The 22031-nt window shown below is 63.4% G+C and carries 19 protein-coding genes; 8 read left to right on the top strand and 11 right to left on the bottom strand.

Features of this window, described 5'->3' with window-relative positions; genetic code table 11:
* Positions 1–73: 73 nt before the first annotated feature.
* Together FFI89_RS09790 and FFI89_RS09785 are read left to right on the top strand one after the other, a co-directional pair.
* On the top strand, positions 74–1474 hold the full coding sequence (locus FFI89_RS09790; protein ID WP_138835076.1) for a selenium-binding protein SBP56-related protein: 1401 nt from the start codon (positions 74–76) through the stop codon (positions 1472–1474).
* 2 nt (positions 1475–1476) lie between these two features.
* Complete coding sequence (locus tag FFI89_RS09785; protein WP_138835075.1) at positions 1477–2145, top strand: hypothetical protein; 669 nt, start codon at positions 1477–1479, stop codon at positions 2143–2145.
* A 64-nt stretch (positions 2146–2209) separates the two neighbouring features.
* On the opposite strand, the gene FFI89_RS09780 is transcribed toward FFI89_RS09785, so the two are convergent.
* The 8 genes from FFI89_RS09780 to FFI89_RS09745 form a co-directional block, all read right to left on the bottom strand.
* Complete coding sequence (locus FFI89_RS09780) at positions 2210–2665, bottom strand: MarR family winged helix-turn-helix transcriptional regulator (protein WP_074826019.1); 456 nt, start codon at positions 2663–2665, stop codon at positions 2210–2212.
* 29 nt (positions 2666–2694) lie between these two features.
* Entirely contained in the window at positions 2695–3399 is a 705-nt protein-coding gene (locus FFI89_RS09775; protein WP_138835073.1) for an ABC transporter ATP-binding protein, read from the bottom strand.
* Positions 3396–4187: an ABC transporter ATP-binding protein gene (locus FFI89_RS09770; RefSeq protein WP_138835071.1), complete on the bottom strand. Its 792-nt coding sequence runs from the start codon at positions 4185–4187 to the stop codon at positions 3396–3398. Before FFI89_RS09770 ends, FFI89_RS09775 begins: the two co-directional genes overlap by 4 nt.
* A complete protein-coding gene (locus FFI89_RS09765; RefSeq protein ID WP_138835069.1) occupies positions 4184–6070 on the bottom strand; it encodes an ABC transporter permease in 1887 nt (628 codons plus the stop codon). The genes FFI89_RS09770 and FFI89_RS09765 overlap by 4 nt, the downstream gene beginning before the upstream one ends.
* 162 nt (positions 6071–6232) lie before the next feature.
* Complete coding sequence (locus tag FFI89_RS09760) at positions 6233–7435, bottom strand: ABC transporter substrate-binding protein (protein ID WP_138835067.1); 1203 nt, start codon at positions 7433–7435, stop codon at positions 6233–6235.
* 25 nt (positions 7436–7460) lie between these two features.
* The gene (locus FFI89_RS09755; RefSeq protein WP_074826004.1) at positions 7461–8045 is read right to left on the bottom strand and encodes an amino acid synthesis family protein; all 585 of its coding nucleotides are present in this window, start codon (positions 8043–8045) and stop codon (positions 7461–7463) included.
* A 19-nt stretch (positions 8046–8064) separates the two neighbouring features.
* Positions 8065–8973, bottom strand: coding sequence for a UPF0280 family protein (locus FFI89_RS09750; RefSeq protein ID WP_138835065.1), 909 nt, complete (start codon positions 8971–8973; stop codon positions 8065–8067).
* A complete protein-coding gene (locus FFI89_RS09745; protein ID WP_138835063.1) occupies positions 8970–10418 on the bottom strand; it encodes a 6-hydroxynicotinate reductase in 1449 nt (482 codons plus the stop codon). The genes FFI89_RS09750 and FFI89_RS09745 overlap by 4 nt, the downstream gene beginning before the upstream one ends.
* 287 nt (positions 10419–10705) lie before the next feature.
* On the opposite strand from FFI89_RS09745, the gene FFI89_RS09740 reads away from it, so the two are divergent.
* The 6 genes from FFI89_RS09740 (at position 10706) to FFI89_RS09715 (ending at position 20234) form a co-directional block, all read left to right on the top strand.
* Positions 10706–11188: a (2Fe-2S)-binding protein gene (locus FFI89_RS09740; protein WP_138835061.1), complete on the top strand. Its 483-nt coding sequence runs from the start codon at positions 10706–10708 to the stop codon at positions 11186–11188.
* Positions 11188–14748 carry a molybdopterin cofactor-binding domain-containing protein gene (locus FFI89_RS09735; RefSeq protein WP_138835059.1) on the top strand — a complete coding sequence of 1187 codons (3561 nt, stop codon included), beginning with the start codon at positions 11188–11190 and terminating at the stop codon, positions 14746–14748. Before FFI89_RS09740 ends, FFI89_RS09735 begins: the two co-directional genes overlap by 1 nt.
* Positions 14749–14809: 61 nt before the next feature.
* Positions 14810–16114: a nicotinate phosphoribosyltransferase gene (gene pncB, locus FFI89_RS09730; protein WP_138835057.1), complete on the top strand. Its 1305-nt coding sequence runs from the start codon at positions 14810–14812 to the stop codon at positions 16112–16114.
* A gap of 45 nt (positions 16115–16159) precedes the next feature.
* Positions 16160–17455, top strand: a complete 1296-nt coding sequence (locus tag FFI89_RS09725; RefSeq protein ID WP_138835055.1) for an O-acetylhomoserine aminocarboxypropyltransferase — start codon at positions 16160–16162, stop codon at positions 17453–17455.
* A gap of 3 nt (positions 17456–17458) precedes the next feature.
* Positions 17459–18238, top strand: coding sequence for an alpha/beta fold hydrolase (locus FFI89_RS09720; RefSeq protein ID WP_138835054.1), 780 nt, complete (start codon positions 17459–17461; stop codon positions 18236–18238).
* A 304-nt stretch (positions 18239–18542) separates the two neighbouring features.
* Complete coding sequence (locus FFI89_RS09715; RefSeq protein ID WP_246669492.1) at positions 18543–20234, top strand: AIPR family protein; 1692 nt, start codon at positions 18543–18545, stop codon at positions 20232–20234.
* Between the two features lie 3 nt (positions 20235–20237).
* On the opposite strand, the gene FFI89_RS34290 is transcribed toward FFI89_RS09715, so the two are convergent.
* From FFI89_RS34290 to FFI89_RS09705, 3 genes are all read right to left on the bottom strand, one after another.
* On the bottom strand, positions 20238–20408 hold the full coding sequence (locus FFI89_RS34290) for a hypothetical protein (RefSeq protein ID WP_168212848.1): 171 nt from the start codon (positions 20406–20408) through the stop codon (positions 20238–20240).
* Between the two features lie 59 nt (positions 20409–20467).
* Complete coding sequence (locus FFI89_RS09710; RefSeq protein WP_138835050.1) at positions 20468–21493, bottom strand: S1C family serine protease; 1026 nt, start codon at positions 21491–21493, stop codon at positions 20468–20470.
* Between the two features lie 85 nt (positions 21494–21578).
* Positions 21579–22025 carry a hypothetical protein gene (locus FFI89_RS09705; protein ID WP_138835048.1) on the bottom strand — a complete coding sequence of 149 codons (447 nt, stop codon included), beginning with the start codon at positions 22023–22025 and terminating at the stop codon, positions 21579–21581.
* Between the last annotated feature and the right edge of the window lie 6 nt (positions 22026–22031).

The raw sequence follows: 22031 nt of genomic DNA, 5'->3' as shown, positions 1-22031 counted from the left end.
CGAGCCGGGTTAGTTCTGCTGCATGCCGCTGAGCCGGGTTGGTACACACCAAGGCAAACAGGGAGGCAGTACGATGACGATCAGGCCAGACCCGACGTTTCACGCATCGCCGAAGCTTGCGATGGAAGCTCCGCCAGAGCGTTTCGCCTACACCTTGCTGCTTAGCCCCGACTTTTCAAAGCCCGACGCGCTCGCGGTGATCGACGTCAAGCCCGGCTCTTCGAGCTTCGGTCAGGTCGTCCACACCGTGACGATGCCCAACAAGGGGGACGAGTTTCACCATTTCGGGTGGAACGCCTGCTCGTCGGCCTTGTCACCGCTCACCGCACACACATTCCTCGAACGCCGTTACCTCATCATCCCCGGGATCCGATCCTCCCGGATTTACGTCATCGATACCAAGCCGGATCCCACCCAGGCGAAGATTCACAAAATCATCGAGCCTGAGGAAATCTTCAAGAAGACCGGGTACTCGCGGCCGCACACGATCCACTGCGGGCCGGACGGCATTTACGTCAGCACGCTCGGCGGCGGCGGCAAGGATGGCACCGATGGACCACCCGGCGTCTTCATCATGGACTGCGAGACATTCGATGTCCTCGGACGATGGGAGATCGATCGCGGTTCTCAAAAGCTGCATTATGACTTCTGGTGGAACCTGCCACGCGATTACATGGTGACCAGCGAGTGGGCGTTGCCACCGCAGTTCGAGAACGGAATTGTGCCCGAGGATCTTCTCTCGAACAAATACGGCCATCGGGTCCACTTCTGGGATCTGCGGGCGCGGCGGAATGTCCAGACCATCGACCTCGGCGCCAACCATCAAATGGCGCTGGAGGTGCGTCCGGCGCATGATCCCGTTCGCGAGTACGGATTCCTGGGCGTCGTGGTCGACACCACAAACCTCGAAGGCTCGATCTGGACCTGGTGGCGCGAGGGCGGCAAGTTTCACATCGAGAAGACGGCGACGATCCCGCCCGAGCCTGCGGCGAAGGACCAGTTGCCGCCGCTTCTGCAGGGCTTTGGGGCCGTGCCGCCGCTGGTAACGGATATCGACCTGTCCATGGACGACAAGTTTCTCTACGTGTCCTGCTGGGGCACCGGCGAAATGCGTCAATACGACGTCAGCGATCCGAGAAAGCCCAAGCTTGCCGGATCGGTCCGCATCGGCGGCATCGCACGCGGTACGCCTCATCCGAACGGCAAGGCCTTTGCAGGCGGTCCGCAGATGGTAGAGATCAGCCGCGACGGCAAACGCGTCTACTGGACCAACTCACTCTACTCGACCTGGGACGACCAATTCTATCCAAGCGGAATACCCGGCGCCGAGGTAATGGCCAATGCCAGTCCGGGCGGTGGCCTCGAGCTGGCAAAGGACTACTGGGTCAGCTTCCCCGACGGCTACCGGGCGCATCAGATCCGGCTCGACGGCGGTGACTGTTCGACCGATTCGTTCTGCTATCCGTCGGTTTGAATGTGAGCGCAGCCGACTGGACACCCGCCTGGCTCTGGCTGGCTGTCGTCGCGAGCGGCCTCTACCACGGCGTAAATCCGGGAATGGGGTGGCCGCTCGCCGTGTCGGCTGGATTGATGGAAAGGAGTTCGCGTGCCATGCTGGCCGCGCTTGGGCCGCTAGCGGCCGGCCATCTGCTCGCGATGCTGCTGGTGATCCTTCCCTTCGCGCTGCTGGTCGCCCTCGTCGAATGGCAGCGCCAGGTACAGATCGGCGCCAGCCTCCTTGTCATCGGATTCGGTATCTTCCGCCTCGTCTACCGGCACCATCCACGAGCGTTGGCGCGGATACGACCGACACAACTGGGGCTCTGGTCCTTCGCCGTGGCAATCGCCCATGGCGCGGGGTTTATGCTGGTGCCGATCTATCTCGGCCTCTGCCGGGAGGCCGACCTCGACCAAGGCCACATAGCAGCTGGGACCCTGATCAATGCCAATCTCGGTATGGCCGTGCTGGTCTCCGTCGTCCACGCCGCCGCGATGATCGCTGCCGGCGGATGCCTGGCATGGCTGGTCTACCGCTTTTTTGGTCTCAAATTCATATCGCGGAGCTGGTTCAATCTGAATACGTCCTGGGCCATTAGCCTCATCCTGGTGGGGGCCGTCGCACTGGTGCTCGGCCTCACGGAGTAGCGCGAACGCCGCGCGGCACCGCCATGCCACCGCGATCCAACTCAAATTGGGCAAGCGCGCCGAATCACCGCAATTTGTTCAACAGCCCCATCAGCGTCTCGCGCTCCTTGGCGTCGAGCGGCGCCAGCGTTTCCTTGGTGATCGCCAGCGCGTTCGGCGCGGCCTTTTCGGCCAGTTGCTGGCCGGCGCGGGTGAGGCTGACCAGCAGGCGGCGGCCGTCCTCGGGATCGGGACTGGTTTCGGTCAGGCCGCGCGCGGTCAGGCGATCGATCACGCCCTTGATGGTGGCGACGTCCATCGCGGTCAGCCGGCCCAGCAAATTCTGCGAGCACGGTCCGGTCTCGGTCAATTTCGCCAGCGCCGCCCACTGCGCCGAAGTCAAGTTGATGCCGATCTCGCGGGCGAAGATCGTGGCATGGCGCTGCCAGACCTGGCGCAGGATGAAGCCGATCTGTTCGTCGAGAATGTAGGACGGCCGCGACGGCTTGACGCTTCGTTTCGGCAAAACACTCCTTCCCATCTGCGCTCCCCGCCTCTTGCTTTCGCCGGTCACAATGACAAATGCGCGTCCCGGATATCCGGCCGCGCGTCGAGTTCGGCCATCGTGCCGCCGAAACAGATCTTGCCGCGTTCGATGATGTAGGCGCGATCCGAGATCAACCGCGCGAAATGCAGGTTCTGTTCGGACACCACGATGCTAACGCCCTCTTTCTTCATCGCCAGGATCGCATCGACCATCTGTTCGACGATCTTGGGCGACAGGCCTTCCGAAGGCTCGTCCAGCAGCACCAGCGAGGGATTGCCCATCAGCGTGCGCGCGATCGTCAGCATCTGCTGCTCGCCGCCGCTCATGCGCCCGCCCGGGCGGCTGCGCATTTCGCCGAGATTTGGAAACAGCGTGAACAGTTTTTCACGCGTCCAGTATGGCGCATTCGGCCGCTTCGGCTGCTTGCCGACCTCGAGGTTTTCCTCGACCGTGAGATCCGTGAAGATTCGCCGCTCCTCCGGCACGTAGCCGAGCCCGCCGCGCACGATCGCATGCGTCGGCTCGGCCGACACGTCCTTGCCCTCGAACACGATTTTTCCGGAACGGTTCTGGACCAGACCAACGATGGAGCGGAACGTGGTCGACTTGCCGGCGCCGTTGCGGCCGAGCAGTGCCACCACCTCGCCGTCGCCGACGTCGAGCGCGATATCGAACAGGATATGCGCCGGGCCATAGAAGCTGTTGAGATCCTTGACCGAGAGCTTCATGCGCCCGCTCCCTCGCGGTGGCGCGCATCGTAGACCAGCCCTTCGCCGAGATAGATGGCGCGCACCTGCGGATTGCTACGGACTTCCTCCGGCGAACCCTCGGCGATCAGGGTGCCGCGGTTCAAGACAAGAATCCGATCGGCATGCTCGAACACCACGTCCATGTCATGCTCGGTAAAGAGCACGCCGATCGACTGTTCGCGGGCGATGCGTGCGGTCAGCCGCATCAGTTCGATCCGCTCGCGCGGCGCCATGCCGGCGGTCGGCTCGTCCATCAACAGCAGTTTCGGCTGATTGGCGAGCGCGATCGCAAGCTCCAGCCGCTTGAGGTCGCCGTAAGCCAACTCGCCGCAGGGACGCTCGGCATAGGCGCCCATCCCGACGAGATCGAGCAGCCGGCCGGCCTCCTCGCGTGCGTACGCCGCCGTCGACGTCCACAGATTGAACAATTGCCGGCCATACGACACCAGCGCGACCTGGACGTTTTCGCGCACCGTCATGGTCGGGAACGTCGCCGTAATCTGGAAGGTGCGCCCGACGCCGAGCCGCCAGATCGCGCGCGGTTTTCGGCCCGCGGTATCCTCGCCGAGCAGATTAATCCGGCCGCTGTCGGGAATGTTCTGGCCGTTGAGCATATCGAAGCAGGTGCTTTTTCCGGCGCCGTTGGGCCCGATCAGCGCCAGGATTTCACCGGCGCGCAGTTCGAACGACACGCCGCGCACGGCATGAACGCCGCCATAGGATTTGCTTAAGCTCTCGACCGACAGCAATGTGGGGACCATGCTCATTCGGCAGTCTCTATCCGGGATGTCAGGATGGCCGACTTCGACGCCGACGACTGCCGGCGATTTTTGATCGTCTCCAGCATACCGACGATGCCCTTGGGGAAGACGACCACGATCAGCACGATGAAGCCGCCCAGCACCAGCTTGGACAAATCGGTCTGGCTGACGAGCCAGATGTTGAGCGCCTTGTAGACGATGGCGCCGACCACCGCGCCGGACACCGTCTCGACGCCGCCGAGCAGCACCATGACCAGCGCATCGACCGACAGCGAAATACCGAGGCTGTCAGGAAACACGCTGCCCTTGAGGGAGGCGAACAAAGCGCCGGCCACGCCGGCAACCGTGCCCGCGATCACAAACGCGGTCCACTGCACGCGCTTGCCGTTGATGCCGATCGCCTCACTGCGCAGCGGCGAGTCCCGCGTCGCCCGCAGCGCAAAGCCGAATGGCGAAAACACGATCACCCTGAGTGCTGCGACCGCTGATGCCGCGATCCCAAGCGACAGCCAGTAGAAATTCGCAGGGCTCGCCGCCCACTTCTCCGGCCAGACCCCCAGGATGCCGTTGTCGCCGCCGGTGACCGCGACCCACTGGAATGCGATCGACCACACGATCTGCGCAAAAGCCAAGGTCAGCATCGCGAAATAGACCCCGGACAATTGCACGGCGAAGAAGCCGAACACGGCCGCCCCCAGCAGGCCCAGCAGCGGCCCGAGCAGCAGCGAGACGATCATCGGCAATCCCGCCAGCTTGGCGAGGAACGCGACGCCATAGGCACCGAGCCCGAAATAGGCGGCGTGGCCGAACGAAGCGAGCCCGCCGACCGACATCAGGAAGTGCAGACTGGCGGCGAAGATCACGAAGATCGCGATTTCGGAGCCGACGGTCAGCGCGTAATTGCCGGCGACGAGAGGCAGCGCCGCCGCCACGATCAGCGCGCCGAGCGCAGCCAGCCGCTCACCCGAGGTCAGCGGCCGCCACGGATTGACGGTCAGGCCCGGCGTTCGCCGCGCCGCGGCTTCCGGCTTGCCGAACAGGCCCCAGGGACGCACGATCAAAACCACCGCCATCACCAGAAACACCAGGATGATGGAGATCTTCGGGAAAATCAGGATACCGAAGGCGTTGAGTTCAGACACCAGCACTGCCGCGACAAAGGCGCCGATGATGCTGCCGAGCCCGCCGATCACGACCACGACGAACACGTCGACGATGATCCGCAGATCCAGCGCATGATGCACGGCATCGCGCGGGATCTGCAGCGCGCCGCCGAGGCTGGCGAGAAACACCCCGAGCGCGAACACGCTGGTGAACAGCCATTTCTGATTGACGCCGAGCGCCGCCACCATGTCGCGGTCCTGCGTCGCCGCGCGCACCAGCACGCCCCAGCGCGTGCGCTGGAACAATAGCCACAGAATTCCGAGCACGACCGGGCTGAGCGCGATCAGGAACAGATCGTAGGTCGGGATATTCTGGCCGAAGAAATCGACCGCGCCCTTGAAGCCCGGCGCGCGGCGGCCGAGCAGATCGTCGGGGCCCCAGATCAGCACCACCAGGTCTTCGACCATCAGGGTCAGGCCGAAGGTTGCCAGCAACTGGAACAGTTCCGGCGCATGATAGATCCGCCGCAGCAACACCATCTCGACGAGAACGCCGACGACAGCGACGATCAGCGCGGCGGCGATAACGCCGCCCCAGAAGCCGAATGCGCCCGAAAACCGCTCGGTCAGCGTGAACGCGACATAGGCGCCGAGCATATAGAACGCGCCATGGGCGAAGTTGACGATTCGAGTGACGCCAAAAATGATCGACAGCCCTGACGCGACCAGAAACAGCGACGCCGCGCTGGCAAGACCGGTCAGGAACTGAACGACATAAAAGGCCATGGGTGGTCCGCTAGGGCACAAAGTGCGGTGGCATCATCCTTCGAGACGGCGCTGCGCGCCTCCTCAGGATGAGGTCTCAACTCTGCATCAAGTCCGACCCTCATGGTGAGGAGCGCGGCATCGCCGCGCGTCTCGAACCATGAAAGCCGTGATCTCGACGCCTCACTCCTTCGGGCGAAGCTTTTCGATTTCGGCGTCGCTCGGAAGATAGTCACCGCCCTTGCGATAGACTGAATCCACCATCACGCCTTTGCCGTCCTTTTGCGCGGTCTTGCCGACATAGGCGCCAAGCGTCGACTGGTGGTCGATCTTGCGGAAGGTGATCTCGCCGAACGGCGACGGCATCGACAGGCCTTCAGCCGCGGCGATCAGCTTCTCGGAATCACTCGAGCCGGCCTTGGCGAGGATCGCCGCGGCCGCCTTGATGGTCTGGTAGCCCACGATCGAGCCGAGCCGCGGATAGTCGTTGTACTTGGCCTGATAGGCTTTCAGGAACTTGTCGTGATCCGGTGTCTTGATGTCGTACCAGGGATAACCGGTGACGATCCAACCCTCGGGCGTCTCGTCCTTCAGCGGATCGAGATATTCCGGCTCGCCGGTCAGGAACGAAACCACCTTGCGGTCCTTGAAGAGACCGCGGGTATTGCCTTCACGCACCAGCTTGACGAGATCCGCGCCGAAGGTGACGTTGAGGATGGCTTCCGGATTGGCGGCGGCAACCGCCTGCACCACCGGACCCGCGTCGATCTTGCCCTGCGGCGGCCACTGCTCGTCGACCCAGACGATATCGGGCCGCTTCTCCGACATCAGCTTCTTGAACACCGCGACCGCGGACTGGCCGTATTCATAGTTCGGCGCGATCGTCGCCCAGCGCTTGGCAGGCAGCTTGGCGGCTTCTTCCACCAGCATCGCCGCCTGCATGTAGTTGGAGGGGCGCAGACGGAAAGTATAGCGGTTGCCCTTCGACCAGGTGACGGCGTCGGTCAGCGGTTCCGCCGCCAGGAAGAACACCTTCTTCTGGTTGGCGAAGTCGCTGACGGCAAGGCCGATGTTGGACAGGAACGTACCCGTGAGCATCGCGACGTTCTCGCTCGACACCAGCTCGTTGGCTGCGGTCTGCGCGTCGGCCGGCTTGCCGCCGTCATCCTTGGAGACGACGACGAGTTTCTTGCCGCCGATACCGCCCGCGGCATTGATTTCCTCGACCGCGAGCTGCCAGCCCTTGCGGTAGGGTTCGGTGAAAGCGGGCAACAGCGAATAGCTGTTGATCTCGCCGATCTTGATTTCGGCCTGCGCCATCGCGTTGTTCGCAAAGCCTGCGACCGCGATCGCCAATCCCGCTCCGAGCAAATGTCTGCGCTGCATCCTCAACCCTCCAGTGTCCGATGAACTATCTTAATCCGTCTTCGCCCTTGACCTCAGAAACCGTCAATCCGCCGACACGCGGCAATGGCCTGCCGCTGTCGGTCACCGCCACCGCGACCATGATCTCGTTGGCGCGCGGCGCGTCGTTGATCTGCACTTCCATGCCGTCAAAATGGCTGCGCACGAACGCTGCGTCCTTGTGGCCGAGCGGAATGTCCAGCGTGGTTCCAGGGCCACTGCGCTTCTTCGACGACGGGATCAGCGCCGCCCCCTTGCCCAGCACCTTGCGCACCGGCGCGCCCATCTTCGGATGCAGGATCGCGGCCGCGTGTTCGAGCTCGCCGTTTTCGCCGACGGCAGCGGCCTTGCCGTAGCTGTGCGCCTTGGCGCCGTCGATCCCGAGCGCCGCCACCGCCTTTTTCGACAGCAACTCGCCGAGTTCCTCGCCGATCGCGATCAAGGGCGAGAGGTCCTCGACATAGCGGCCGGCAAACGGATTTTCGATCACGGCGATCGCGGCCGCACGCCGTGTCGGCGGCGCGACCTTTTGCCCCATCTCCAGATGGGTCTCCTCGACCACCGTGACGATTTTGCGAATGATCGCGCTCATTTATTCGCCTCGCTCCCGATCAGACATGCATCGTACCCTGTATCGCGCTTCTACGAAGCGCCGACAACGCGCGTGTCCCGATTGCCGTCGTTCCCACTACAACCGTCTCGCCCAGTAGACGCAAGGCGGCGCCTTCGATCAATCCGGCCGCGAACAATTGCTGCGCCCGGCTGGCCCCTGCCCTCAGCGCCGCCCCGACCTCGTTTTTCCCGAGTGCGCCGAGGTCGCGGGTGACAAGGCGCGCGCCGAGATCGCTGTCGGGCTGCAATTCGTTCGCGGGGCAACGGACGACCGCGGGATGGCCGGGCAGATCGACGGCATTGGCGATGATGGTGGCAGCGGCATCGGCCTGCGACGCCGTTCGGGCCAGCACGGTGACGGCGTCGGCGATCCCGAGCGAAAAGCTGCGGCCACGGCGTCCGCTGGTCGCAACGCCCCGAACCGGATCGTCGGCGTCGATCGTCATCGCGCGCAGCAGGCCATGCCGGTCCGGCCGGTCCATCAGGCCGACGGTGAAATGTTCGCCGTCAGCCAGATGCAATGCGATGTCGCCGCCATTGTTGACATAGGCACGGTCAAGCCGCGCCGCGCCCAGCATGGCGCCAAGAATTTCTTCCGCCACGGAACCCGCCACTGCTGCCATCGGCGTGATGAAGTGATCGGCGGCAAACGGCGCCACGGCAGCATGCATGCGGCGCGCAACGATGCCTTGCAGTGTGCAACGAACCGGATCGGCCGGCTGGCGCAATTCAGCCAGTTCCGCGCAGAGTTCATCGAGCAGGCCGGTAAAGCGATGAGCCGCGGCCTCATAGGCAGCGCGCACGTCCGCGTCGCGGCCTTTCGCCTCGATGATCAGGTCGATCGGACCATCCTGCAAATGCAGCCGCTTGCCGTCAGGAAGAAGCGCCATTTGCGGGAGGCGTGTCATGCGCGCCGCCCCGGGATGTGCGGCATCGGCCGGGTTTCGGTATTGTCGCGTAGCGATGCCAGCGGACGGACATGATCCATATGACCGCCGAGGGCGGCATAGTCAGACAGTTTGAGCGTGAATTCGATCGGCGCGACCAGCGCCGGCGTCGGCACATAGCCGAAGGCACCGGCGGGCATCTGGGTGACATCAACCATGAAGGTGATGCCGCCGCCGGGCCAGACGTAAACCGGCGCGCCGCCGCTGGTGACCCGCGTCAGCGCGTCCTTGACCGATCGCGTCAGCCGCACCGGATTATCGGTCACGCCGGCGCGCAGCGAGCCGCCGGCGCCGCCCATGAACAGCACCGTGCACAGCGCCGGTTCGCAATTTTCCTGAATACGCTCGACCGAAAGTTTCAGATCGAGCGGCATCTCGCGTTCGACCGGACGCAATGCCTCGTCGAGTTCATAATAGGCCGCATGCTCACCGGTGGTCGAGACCATCAACATCGTGAGGCCCGGCCGCGCCTCCTTGGGATCGAACGGCCCCAGCACCGACAGCGGATCGGAAATTTTGGTGCCGCCCCAGCCGGTGCCGGGCTCAGCAACCTGGAAGTAACGGCCCGGCGTCGAGCGCCGCCCCTTCATCTTGATCCCGGTATCGGGAATATCGAGCAGCTTGCCGGCCTGATGCTCCGAGAGCACGCCGGTGATGTGGTCGTCGACGACCACGACCTCATCGACCTTGCCGTGCCATTGCTTGGCGAACATGCCGATCGTCGCCGAACCGCAGCCGACGCGCATCCGCTCTTCCGGCACACCGTTGACGATGGGCGGATAGCCCGCCTGCACCACCACCGTGGCGCCGCCATCGATGGTCAGTTCCACCGGCTTGCAATTGGAAAGGTCCATCAGCGCGTCGCAGGTGACGCGGCCTTCCTTCTTGGAGCCGCCGGTCAGATGGTGCACGCCGCCGAGCGACAGCATCTGCGAGCCGTATTCGCTGGTCGTGACATGGCCGATCGCCTCGCCTTGGGCGCGGACGGTTGCCGTCTCCGGGCCGAGATAGCGGTCGGTGTCGATCTTCACCTTGACGCCGCAATAGCTGAAAATGCCTTCGGTCACGACCGTGACCATGTCGACGCCATCGACTTCCGAGGAGACGATGAAGGGCGCCGGCTTGTAATCGGGATAGGTGGTGCCGGCGCCGATCGCGGTCACGAACACACTGGGTTCGTGAACCAGCTTGCCATCCCAGTCGCCGCCGGCCTGGAACGGTACCAGCTGTCCACCGTGCGATACTGTTCGCTCCAGCACGATATGCGGATCGACGCGTACCAGTTCGCCGTCGTGATTTGCATAGCGATCGCACGCGCCCGCCGCGCCCGGCTTGATGTAGCACATCACCGGACAGGCATCGCAGCGGATCTTGTCGCCAATGGCGGCGGTCGAAACGTCAGTCATGAACAAGCCTGCAGTTCGGGAGGCCGCGATCGCAGCCGCGACGTCGCGGACGCGATCAATTGTTCGTATACGAACGATGTTGCGCGTGGACCGAAATCCTGTCAAGCGGCATGGAAAGCGAAAATGCCGGATTGCCGCATAAAAACTCATTTGCCTCGCCCCCTTGTTCATAAAGCGGGCAGTGCGCAGCGGCGCGGGAACGCGCGGCTTGCACGTTTGTACACAAACGGTATCTTTCCCTCGCATCCAGCGCGGGATTTTGCAGCGCAGCGAGAGGCATAGGGAGCATGACGCAGAGCAAGATGCGCCTGACCGTGAACGGCAAGACCTGCGACGTCGATGCCGCTCCCGACACCGCGTTGCTTTATGTGCTGCGCAACGACCTCGCTTTGAACGGACCAAAATATGGCTGCGGGCTCGGCGAATGCGGCGCCTGCGCCGTGCTGATCGACGGCGTCGCGGCGCGCTCCTGCGTCATTCCGATCGAAGGCTGTGTTGGCCGCGACATCGTGACGCTCGAAGGGCTCGGCTCGCGCGAACATCCCGATCCGGTGCAGCAGGCCTTCATCAGTGAACAGGCCGCGCAATGCGGCTATTGCCTGAACGGCATGATCATCAGCACCAAGGCACTGCTGAACCGCGGCGCTCGCCCTTCCGAAGCCGAGGTGATGGAAGCGCTGCGCCACCATCTCTGTCGCTGCGGCGCGCATATCGAAATCATGCGTGCGGCGATGCGCGCCGCCGGTTATGCCGTTGAGGCGCGGACCTGATGGCCGCGCCGGACTCTCCCGCGACCAACGAACGACCGCAGGGAACACTGACGGTTGTTCGTCCCGCGTCGCCGGTCGAGGCCGTCACATTCGAAACCTTTATCAGGATCACCGCCGACGGATCGGTCACCGCCTATAACGGCCATGTCGATCTCGGCACCGGCATTCGCACCGCGCTCGGGCAGATCGTCGCCGAAGAGCTCGATGTCTCCTTTGCCCGCGTCGTGGTCGTGCTCGGCGACACCTCGCTCGTCCCCAACCAGGGCGCGACAATCGCGAGCGAAACCATTCAGATCACGGCCGTGCCGCTGCGCAAGGCCGCGGCGCAGGCACGCCAGTATCTGGTCGCACGTGCGGCGGAACGACTGGAACTTGCGGTCGAAGACCTCACCGTCGAAGACGGATTGGTCCGCGGCAGGGATAACCGCAGCGTCAGCTATGGCGAATTGATCTCGGGCGAAACCATCCGCCTCGAATTGGCAGACGATATCCCCGTGAAGGACGTCGGCGCCTATTCCATCGTCGGGCAATCGGTGCCGCGCGTCGATCTGCCGGCCAAGGCGACCGGCGAACTGGTCTACGTCCACGACGTCCGCGTCCCCGGCATGCTGCATGGAAGGGTCGTGCGCCCGCCTTATGCCGGCGTCGATGCCGGCGATTTCGTCGGCACCAGCCTGATCGCCGTCGACGAGAGTTCGGTCCGCGATATTCCCGGACTGGTCGCCGTGGTCAGGATCGGCGATTTCGTTGGCGTCGTCGCCGAGCGCGAGGAGAACGCGATCAAGGCGGCCGCGCAGTTGAAGGTTACGTGGAAGCCGACGCCTGTCCTGCCCGATCTCGGCGACATCCCGACCGCGCTGCGCGCCAATCCTTCGGAGCCGCGGACGCTGATCGACAAGGGCGACGTCGATGCGGCGATTGCCGCTGCCGCCAAGGCCATGCCGCGGACCTATGTCTGGCCGTATCAGATGCATGCCTCGATCGGCCCCTCCTGCGCGGTCGCCGATTATCAGGACGACCAGACCCGGGTCTGGTCCGGCACGCAGAATCCGCACCATCTGCGCACCGAGCTGGCGCGGTTGATCCACCGGCGCGAAGCCGAGATCGAGGTGATGCGGCTGGAAGCCGCCGGATGCTACGGCCGCAACTGTGCGGATGACGTTTCAGCCGATGCGGTGCTGCTGTCGCGTGCCGTCGGCCGCCCCGTCCGCGTTCAGTTGACCCGCGAGCAGGAACACGCCTGGGAGCCGAAGGGCACGGCGCAGTTGATGGATGTCAATGGCGGGATGAACGCCGATGGCAGCGTCGCCGGTTATGACTTTGCGACGCGCTATCCGTCGAATGGCGCGCCGACGCTGGCGCTGTTGCTGACTGGCGAAGTCCCGAATACGCCGGCCGTGTTCGAGATGGGCGACCGCACCGCGATCCCGCCCTATGACTACGACAACCTGCGCGTGGTCGCGCATGACATGCCGCCGATCGTGCGTGCTTCCTGGCTGCGCGGCGTCTCGGCGTTGCCCAATACGTTCGCGCATGAATCCTGGATCGACGAGGTCGCGGCTGAGGCCGGCGTCGACCCGATCGAGTATCGCCTGCGCTATCTCAAGGATTCGCGCGCAATCGATCTCGTCAACGCCGTCGCCGAGCGCGCCGGCTGGAAGCCGCGGCCGGTCTGGCAGGAGCCTGAAGCCGAGGGCGATATCGTGCGCGGGCGCGGCTTCGCCTATGCGCTCTATGTCCACAGCAAGTTTCCAGGCTACGGCGCGGCGTGGTCGGCATGGATTGCGGACGTCGCCGTCAACAAGGCGACCGGCGACGTCAGCGTCACCCGCGTGGTCGCGGGGCAAGACTCCGGCTTGATGATCAATCCGGACGGTGTTCGTCACCAGATCCACGGCAACGTCATCCAGTCGACCAGCCGCGCGCTGATGGAGGAAGTCTCGTTCGATCGCTCGTCGGTGACCGCGCGGGAATGGGGCGCCTACCCCATCATCAAATTTCCTGACGTGCCCAAAATTGACGTGTTAATGCTGCCGCGCCAGGACCAGCCGCCGCTCGGCGTCGGTGAGTCCGCGTCCGTCCCCAGCGCCGCCGCCATCGCCAATGCGATCTACGATGCCACCGGCGTCCGGTTTCGCGAATTGCCGTTCACGCCGGAACGCATCTTGAAGGGATTGCGCGGTGAAGAATCCGCGCCGCCAGCGGCGTTGGCTGCGCCTGCCCCCGCGCCGTCGCCTTCGCGGATATGGCAGAATCCGTTTGCGATCCGGCGCGGCGCGCTCGCAACCGCCGCCGCCCTGTGCGCCGCCGTGGTAGGCATCGGCGCCGCCGTACTGCCGTGGCGATCGATCGCGCCGATCGCGCGGCCGGATGCCTCGGTCTATTCGGCGGCGACCGTCGCCCGCGGCCAGCAACTCGCAGCGCTCGGCGATTGCGCCGTGTGCCACACTGCCACAAACGGCATTCTCAATGCCGGCGGCCGGCCACTGCCAACGCCGTTCGGCACCATCTATTCGACCAACATCACGCCCGACGTCGCAACCGGCATCGGCGCATGGTCCTATCCCGCCTTCGAACGCGCGATGCGCGAAGGCATTCATCGCGACGGAAGGCATCTCTATCCAGCCTTTCCCTACACGCATTTCGCCAGGACCAGCGACGCCGACCTGCAGGCGCTCTATGCCTATCTGATGGCGCAGGCGCCGGTGCTATCCGACACGCCACCAACCGCGCTGACGTTCCCGTTCAATTTGCGGCCGCTGATGGCGGGATGGAACGCGCTGTTCCACAAGCCGACGACGTTCCAGCCTGATCCCGCGAAATCCGAGATCTGGAATCGCGGCGCCTATCTGGTCGAAGGCCTCGGCCATTGCAGCGCCTGCCATTCGCCGCGCAACGCGCTCGGGGCGGAACAGGCGAATGCCTATCTCGCCGGCGGATTTGCCGAAGGCTGGGAGGCGCCGCCGCTGACATCGCTGTCGCAGGCGCCGATCCCATGGAGCGAGGACGAACTGTTCGCCTATTTGCGCTCGGGCGAATCCCGCCTCCACGGTGTCGCGGCGGGACCGATGGCGCCTGTCGTCAAGGAACTGGGCGCGCTGCCCGACCAGGATATTCGCGCCATGGCGGTCTATCTCGCTTCCTTCAACGAGACCGCCGTCGACCAGCCGACGCAGCATGCCCTCGCCCTTAAGTTCGAAGCCGCGACCGGCACGAGGACGATGCCGGCAGCCAGCGTCGGCGCCCGGCTCTACCAGGGTGCCTGCGCGGTATGCCACGAGGTCGGCGGCGCGCCGTTGTTCGGCAGCCGGCCGTCGCTGGCGCTGAACAGCAATCTGCACAGCGCACATCCGGATAACCTGGTTCAGGTCATTCTCCACGGCATCACGGCGCCGGCCTCGTCCGACCTCGGCTACATGCCGGCCTTCAAGGACAGTTTTACCGACGGCCAGGTCGCTGAACTGGCGTCGTATCTGCGGCGACAATTTGCCCCGGACAAGCCCGCCTGGACCGATATCCACGCGACGATTGGCCGTATCCGGCAGGATATCGCGCGCTGATCAGCCATGTCGCGGCCAAAACCCACTGGTTGAGCGGCCTCCGGCACGGTAGAGTTCCCTCATGGCAGTTACCGATATCGCATCCCGGACCTACAACCATGGCTGGCGGCTCGATCCGATCGTGCGCAGCCTGCTCGACACCGATTTTTACAAGCTCTTGATGCTGCAGATGATCCGGGAGTTTTACCCGGAACAGCAGGTGACCTTCTCGGTCATCAACCGCAGCAAGCACGTGCGGCTCGCCGAGGTGATCGACGAGGGCGAGTTGCGCGCCCAGCTCGACCACGCCCGTACCATCCGGTTCGCCAAGAAGGAGCTGATCTGGCTCGCCGGTAATACGTTCTACGGCAAGACCCAGATGTTCTCGCCCGATTTCATCAACTGGCTCGCCAATTTCCGCCTGCCCGAATACGAACTACGCAAGGTGGACGGCCAGTACGAATTGCATTTCCATGGGCCGTGGACCCACACCACGATGTGGGAGATCCCGGCGCTTGCGATCATGAACGAGCTGCGTTCGCGGGCTTCGACCAAGGGACAAGGCCGCTTCGTGCTCGACGTGCTCTATGCCCGCGCCAAGGCCAAGCTCTGGTCCAAGGTCGAGCGGCTGCGCAAGCTGGACGGCCTGCGGCTGTCCGACTTCGGCACCCGCCGCCGCCACGGTTTCCTGTGGCAGCGCTGGTGCGTCGAGGCCGTCAAGGAGGGGCTTGGCTCCTCCTTTACCGGCACCTCCAACGTGCTGCTGGCGATGGACAACGATCTCGAGGCGATCGGCACCAACGCGCATGAATTGCCGATGGTCGCAGCGGCCCTTGCCAACGACGATACCGAATTGCGCTGGGCGCCCTATCGCATTCTCGATCAATGGCGCCACACCTATGGCGGCAACTTGCTGATCGCCCTGCCCGACGCCTTCGGCACCAAGCCGTTCCTGCGCGACGCGCCCGACTGGGTCGCCGACTGGACCGGGTTTCGTCCCGACAGTGCGCCGCCGATCACGGCCGGCGAAGACATCATCAAATGGTGGAAGCAGAAGGGCCGCGATCCCAGGGAGAAGCTGCTGGTGTTCTCCGATGGCATGGATGTCGGCTCGATCGAGGAGACGTATCGACATTTTGCCGGCCGCGTCCGCATCTCCTTCGGCTGGGGAACCAATCTCACCAATGATTTCGTCGGCTGCGCGCCGGATGGATCGGCCGATCTCGATCCGATCTCGCTGGTCTGCAAGGTGACATCGGTCGACGGAAGGCCTGCGGTCAAACTGTCGGACAATCCCGAGAAGGCCACCGGATCGGCTTCCGAGGTCGAGCGTTATCTGCGCGTGTTCGGCAATGCCGGCCGCGTCCGCACCGCCGTACACGTCTGAACGGCCAAACATCCATCCAAGACCCAACGACCTGACGAGCTCTCCATGCCCGCACCCAAGCCGCCTGCTTTTGAAACGTTGAGCCTGCACGCCGGCCAGCGCCCGGATCCCACCACCGGCGCCCGCGCGGTTCCGATCTACCAGACCACATCCTATGTGTTTCAGGATTCCGACCATGCCGCGGCGCTGTTCAACCTCGAACGCGCCGGGCACATCTATACGCGCATTTCGAACCCGACGACCGCGGTGCTCGAAGAGCGGCTGGCGGCGCTGGAAGCCGGCGTCGGCGCGATCTGCACCGCGAGCGGCATGGCGGCGCTGCATCTGGCGATCGCGACCCTGCTCAATGCCGGCGATCACATCGTCGCCTCCTCCTCACTTTATGGCGGCACCATCAATCTCTTGGCGCACACGCTGCCGCGCTTCGGGATCACGACTACCTTCGTCAAGCCTCGCGCGCTCGACGAATTCCGCGCCGCGATCAAACCGAATACGCGGCTGGTGATCGGCGAGACCATCGGCAATCCTGGGCTGGAAGTGCTGGATATTCCAGCCGTCGCGCAGATCGCGCACGACGCCAAAATTCCGCTCCTGATCGACAACACCTTTGCGACGCCGTTTCTCAGCCGGCCGATCGAGCTCGGCGCCGATATCGTGATGAACTCCGCGACCAAATGGATCGGCGGCCACGGTATCGCGATCGGCGGCGTCATCGTCGACGGCGGCCATTTCGACTGGCACGCTAGCGGCAAATTCCCCGTCCTGACCGAGCCCTATGCCGGCTATCACGGCATCGTCTTCGACGAGCAGTTCGGCCAGGCCGCCTTCATCATGCGCGCCCGCACCGAAGGCCTGCGCGATTTCGGCGCCTGCCTGTCACCGACCAATGCGTTCCAGCTGCTGCAAGGCGTCGAGACGCTGGGCGTTCGGATGGAGCGCCACATGACCAATACGCTCGCGGTGCTGGAAGCGCTCACCGCCAACAAGGCGGTCGAGTGGGTGCTGCATCCCGCCCTTCCAAATCATCCCGACCACGAACTCGCCAAGACGCTGCTGCCGCGTGGCGCGGGATCGATCGTTTCGTTCGGCATCAAGGGCGGCCGGCCGGCGGGCAAGAAATTCATCGAGTCGCTGCGCATGATCAGCCATCTCGCCAACGTCGGCGACGCCAAGACGCTGGTGATTCACCCCGCCAGCACCACGCATCAACAGATGGACGCGGCGCAGCTGAAGGCTGCCGGGATCGGCGAGGAACTGGTGCGGCTGTCGGTCGGCATCGAGACGGTATCCGACATCATCGACGATCTCAGCCAGGCGCTCCGCGCATCGCAGAAGGTGTGAGCCATGCAGATTTCCGTCAATGGAATTGACACGTTTGCTGCCACCGGCGGCCGTCCGTTCGATCCGTCGCTGCCGGCGGTCGTGATGCTGCACGGGGCCGGCTTCGATCATTCGACTTGGGCGCTGCACAGCCGGTGGTTCGCCCATCACGGCTACTCGGTATTGGCGCCGGACTTGCCGGCTCATGGCCGTTCGTCTGGCGACGCACTGCCAACGATTGCCGACATGGCCGACTGGACCGCGGCTTTGCTCGCCGCCGCCGGCGCGGCGAAAGCCAGGTTGATCGGCCACTCCATGGGCTCGCTGATTGCGCTTGAGACCTCGGCGCGGCACTCCGATAAGGTTTCCGGTCTGGGCCTGATCGGAACCGCCGCCACGATGGCCGTCGGCCCCGATCTGCTCAAGGCCGCCGAGGTCAACGATCCTGATGCCTTCGACATGGTGTCGATCTGGGGCCTCGGCTTCAAGGCGGAGCTCGGCGGCAGTCTCGCACCGGGCCTATGGATGCATCAGGGCGCCCAGCGCGTGCTGCAGCAGTCGCGCCCGGGCGTGTTGTTCAGCGATCTCAACGCCTGCAACGCCTACCAGAACGCGCTCGCCGCGGCCGCGCAGGTCAAGGTGCCCACGACGTTCGTGCTCGGCGAACGCGACATGATGACTCCAGCCAAGGCCGGCAAGACTCTGGCTGCAGCGACGCCGAACGCCCGCACCGTGGTGCTGCCGGGCGCCGGCCACATGATGATGGTCGAGGCGCCCGACGAATTGCTGGCGGCGTTGCGGTAGCAGCGTCTCTCCTCATCCTGAGGAGCAGGCGAAGCCTGCGTCTCGAAGGATGGCCGCATACGGGATTTCATGGTTCGAGACGGCGCTTTCGCGCCTCGGCGCGCACGGGTACGAATTGGCGTCCCCGGCCCAGCCCCTTTAGCTTCCATCACCAGCGCCTTGCCGGTCTCGATCACCCTTGATTTGCAGCCCTGTGAATAGCCGGGAGAACGCCGGAATCCTCGTATTGCTACCCTGCATTGTGCCATCGTGACTGCTCGCGAATCGGCTTCAGTTAGCCATTCGGAGGGGGTACATCGTGGATATGATCACTGAAGGTCTATTGGCCGAGTTTTCCAAGGAATTCCAGATCGAAGCATTGCAGGAAGATAAGCGATTTGAGCACCTCTGCGGGTTCATCGTTGTAAAGCGACATTACTCGGAGACCTTCGACCCAAAAGAAATTGTCGTAGGCGCAGGTGGGGACCTCGGCATCGACGCTATCGGAATTGTCGTGAATGGAATTCTCGTTACAGACAAAGATCAGCTTGAGGATATGCTCGGCGACAATCCCGATTACTTGGATGTCGTGTTCATCTTCGTTCAAGCTGACCGAGGGTCCAACTTCGAGGCCGCCAAGCTGGGAAGCTTTGGTTACGGGGTAGGCGAGTTTTTTGATCCCAGCACCAAAGAACCGCGTAATGCACGCATCATGGAATTTGTTGAGATCATGCGCGCAATTTACGCGAGGAGCAGCAAGTTCAAACGGGGCAATCCCGCTTGTCTACTTTACTACGTGACCACGGGAAAGGTGGTTGGCGATGCGTCCCTAGCAGCTCGGTCCGCGAAGGTGACGGAGGAGCTTACATCGTTAGAGTACTTTAGTGATGTGGGAGTGAGCCTCGTCGGAGCTGCGGACATCCTAAAGCTATACACATTCTCTAAGAATTCCATCTCGCGAGAGTTTGTATTCTCCAGCCGACAGGACATCCCTGAGATTCCGGGAGTGAGGGAGGCGTTTGTCGGCTTCATACCCGCTCAGCATTATCTTCCGATTGTCTGCGACAATGACGAAATTGTGCGAAGCGTGTTTTATGACAACGTCCGGGACTGGCAGGGATACAACGACGTAAACGATGAAATTCGTTCAACTCTGCAATCGGATCGCCGAAAGCGGTTTGTGTTGATGAACAACGGCATCACGATCATTGCTAGGAATATGACGCACACCGGCAGCAAGTTCGTCATTGAAGATTTTCAGATCGTGAACGGCTGTCAGACGAGCCACGTACTGTTTGAAAACCGGGAGAATCTCGATGCATCCGTCCTCGTGCCGCTGCGTCTGATCTGGACGCAGGACGAGGAAGTGATCGAAGACATTATCCACGCAACAAACAAACAGACTGAGGTCACCAGCGAGCAGTTCTTTGCTATCACCACATTCGCCCGACACCTTGAAGCATTCTTCAAGAATTTTCCGGAAGGAAAGAGACTGTACTATGAGCGACGCTCTCGCCAATACGATGGCCTGCCGATAGAGAAAACCCGTGTCGTGCTTCAAACGAATGCTGTTCGAGCCTTTTCGGCGATGTTTCTTGCTGAACCTCACAGCACGGTTCGCCGCTATAGGAGTCTTTCGGAACGTGTCGGCAAGGACATCTTCATTCACGAGCACAAGCTCTACCCCTATTACACCTCAGCTTACGCGCTGTACTTGCTGGAGTTTCTTTTCCGAAATCAGAAGGTTGACAGCAAATACAAGGTTGCAAGATTCCAAATTCTGTTGGCTGTTCGATTGCTGGGCAACAAAAGTCCAATTCCGAAATGGAACGCGAATGCAATGGATAAGTACTGCGAAGCTATCTGCGACAGCCTCTGGGACTCCTCAAAAGCTGACGCGCTGTTCGACAAGGCACTTAAAGCAATCGATGCCGTAGCTGGAGCGAGTCTGGATCGCGACAAACTCCACGAAGCCAAATTCACCGAAGAGCTTATGCTTTATTGCGCCACGTTGTGATTCCTACACAGCGCGCTTTCTCTCGACACGCTCGATCGCGACAAGCGGATCAGATTCGAGTATCGACAAGTTGGCGTCGACCAGACGCTTTTTCAGTTCGGCGGATTCGCGTCGGCCAGAAACGCCGCCGGGCGGCTGGTCCAGAGCGGCGAGAGCGACGGCGGCGACCGCCACGGCGCCCTATCCCACAAGGGGAGAGGGGAAGGAGGGTGTGGCCCCTCACATGAGGACGATCACTGCCGCGCCGCCTTCTTGCGCTCGACCGGGTGAATATCGATCGCGCGCAGGCGGCCCATGCGCAGCACGTCCATGTCAAGCGTGCGGTCGATCCGGTCGCGGTCGAGCACGCGGATCAGATCGTCGACACCGTTAATCTCGACGCTGTCGAGTTTGATCACGACGTCGCCGGGCAACAGACCAGCTTTCGCCGCCGGGCTATCCGGCTCGATCTGCGCCAGCAGCGCGCCCATGCTGTTGTCGACGCCGGCGACCACCGCGTGACGCCGCGGGACTGGCGCGGTCTGGCCGGAGACGCCGATATAGGCGCGCCGGACATAACCGTGGCGGATGATCTCCGACAGCACGAACTGCGCGGTGTTGCTGGCGACCGCGAAACATATCCCCTGCGCGCCGTTGATGATCGCGGTATTGATGCCGATCACCTCCGACGACGACGCCACCAGCGGCCCGCCGGAATTGCCGGGGTTGAGCGCGGCGTCGGTCTGGATCACGTCCTCGATGGTTCGCCCGCTGACCGAGCGGATCGAACGGCCAAGCGCCGAGACCACGCCGGCAGTTACCGTCGATTCAAATCCTAAGGGATTGCCGATCGCGACCACGAGCTGGCCGCGGCGCAGGCTCTTGGAGTTGCCGAGCGACGCATAGCGCAGATCGCGTGCGCCATCGGCCCGCAGCAGAGCAAGGTCGGTGTCGGGATCGACGCCGAGCACGTGGGCGTCGGTGACAAAACCCTCGATGTCGCGCAGCCTTATCTCTTTCGATGCGCCGACCACGTGACTATTGGTCAGCACCAGCCCATCCGGCGAGATCACGATCCCCGAGCCAAGTCCGCCGCGCTCGCGCGCGGTACGCACCTTCGGTCCGGTCTCGACGCGGACCACGGCCGGCCCGACGCGTTCGGTCACGCCGATCACGGCGTTGGAATAAGCATCCAGCAACGCCTGATCGTTAGCAGGCGTCGGTTCGGTCGCGTCCGGGGACAGCCCGTCATCGACAATATCTGAGGTAAAATCCAGCATGGTGAATTCCTTTGGTTACCTCAGATGGTGGCCGGAATTCGCTCACGCAAGTGCCTCCGCGCTGGGCGCAAGGCTGCTCGGCCCCCTATTGCGCCCGCCGCAAGGTCGACGGCCGGGCCTTGACCGGATCGAGCAGCGACCAATCGCCCTGTTCCAGCGTGTAGCCTTGCGGAAACGGCGCGCGCAGCTCCAGCCCGAGCGAGCGCAATACCCGGTCGTCGCGGTAATAGCATTGCAGCACGACGCGGACGAGCGTCGCGGCGGCGGCTCCGCCGGTGGCGCGGAACTCCTTGGCCACCCCATCGCGCCCGGCGGCATCGAGATCGGCCAGCCGCTTGCCCGCGAGCCGCGCGAGATGATCGAGCGCCGCGGCAACTGGCGCGGTGTCACGGCCGAGAGTTTTGAGGATATCGGCCTGGACTGCCGCATCGTCGGCGCCGGGCACCTTATATTCCGTGCTGGCGGGAATGATCATGCCGGCAACGGTGCGTAGGTCATCGCGCTGGCGCTGGGTCAGAGTCTGCTCGGACATCACTTC

The organism is Bradyrhizobium sp. KBS0727, assembly GCF_005937885.2.
GTDB lineage: Bacteria > Pseudomonadota > Alphaproteobacteria > Rhizobiales > Xanthobacteraceae > Bradyrhizobium.
Note: the sequence above shows the minus strand (reverse complement) of the source record. Positions and strands in the feature narration are given on the sequence as shown.

What these genes read in the sequence shown, in the direction of transcription:
- FFI89_RS09790 (WP_138835076.1), top strand. Translation starts at nt 74, where the DNA reads ATGACGATCAGGCCAGACCCGACGTTTCACGCATCGCCGAAGCTTGCG.
- FFI89_RS09780 (WP_074826019.1), bottom strand. Translation starts at nt 2,665, where the DNA reads ATGGGAAGGAGTGTTTTGCCGAAACGAAGCGTCAAGCCGTCGCGGCCG.
- FFI89_RS09775 (WP_138835073.1), bottom strand. Translation starts at nt 3,399, where the DNA reads ATGAAGCTCTCGGTCAAGGATCTCAACAGCTTCTATGGCCCGGCGCAT.
- FFI89_RS09770 (WP_138835071.1), bottom strand. Translation starts at nt 4,187, where the DNA reads ATGAGCATGGTCCCCACATTGCTGTCGGTCGAGAGCTTAAGCAAATCC.
- FFI89_RS09765 (WP_138835069.1), bottom strand. Translation starts at nt 6,070, where the DNA reads ATGGCCTTTTATGTCGTTCAGTTCCTGACCGGTCTTGCCAGCGCGGCG.
- FFI89_RS09760 (WP_138835067.1), bottom strand. Translation starts at nt 7,435, where the DNA reads ATGCAGCGCAGACATTTGCTCGGAGCGGGATTGGCGATCGCGGTCGCA.
- FFI89_RS09755 (WP_074826004.1), bottom strand. Translation starts at nt 8,045, where the DNA reads ATGAGCGCGATCATTCGCAAAATCGTCACGGTGGTCGAGGAGACCCAT.
- FFI89_RS09750 (WP_138835065.1), bottom strand. Translation starts at nt 8,973, where the DNA reads ATGACACGCCTCCCGCAAATGGCGCTTCTTCCTGACGGCAAGCGGCTG.
- FFI89_RS09745 (WP_138835063.1), bottom strand. Translation starts at nt 10,418, where the DNA reads ATGACTGACGTTTCGACCGCCGCCATTGGCGACAAGATCCGCTGCGAT.
- FFI89_RS09740 (WP_138835061.1), top strand. Translation starts at nt 10,706, where the DNA reads ATGACGCAGAGCAAGATGCGCCTGACCGTGAACGGCAAGACCTGCGAC.
- FFI89_RS09735 (WP_138835059.1), top strand. Translation starts at nt 11,188, where the DNA reads ATGGCCGCGCCGGACTCTCCCGCGACCAACGAACGACCGCAGGGAACA.
- pncB (WP_138835057.1), top strand. Translation starts at nt 14,810, where the DNA reads ATGGCAGTTACCGATATCGCATCCCGGACCTACAACCATGGCTGGCGG.
- FFI89_RS09725 (WP_138835055.1), top strand. Translation starts at nt 16,160, where the DNA reads ATGCCCGCACCCAAGCCGCCTGCTTTTGAAACGTTGAGCCTGCACGCC.
- FFI89_RS09720 (WP_138835054.1), top strand. Translation starts at nt 17,459, where the DNA reads ATGCAGATTTCCGTCAATGGAATTGACACGTTTGCTGCCACCGGCGGC.
- FFI89_RS09715 (WP_246669492.1), top strand. Translation starts at nt 18,543, where the DNA reads ATGATCACTGAAGGTCTATTGGCCGAGTTTTCCAAGGAATTCCAGATC.
- FFI89_RS09710 (WP_138835050.1), bottom strand. Translation starts at nt 21,493, where the DNA reads ATGCTGGATTTTACCTCAGATATTGTCGATGACGGGCTGTCCCCGGAC.
- FFI89_RS09705 (WP_138835048.1), bottom strand. Translation starts at nt 22,025, where the DNA reads ATGTCCGAGCAGACTCTGACCCAGCGCCAGCGCGATGACCTACGCACC.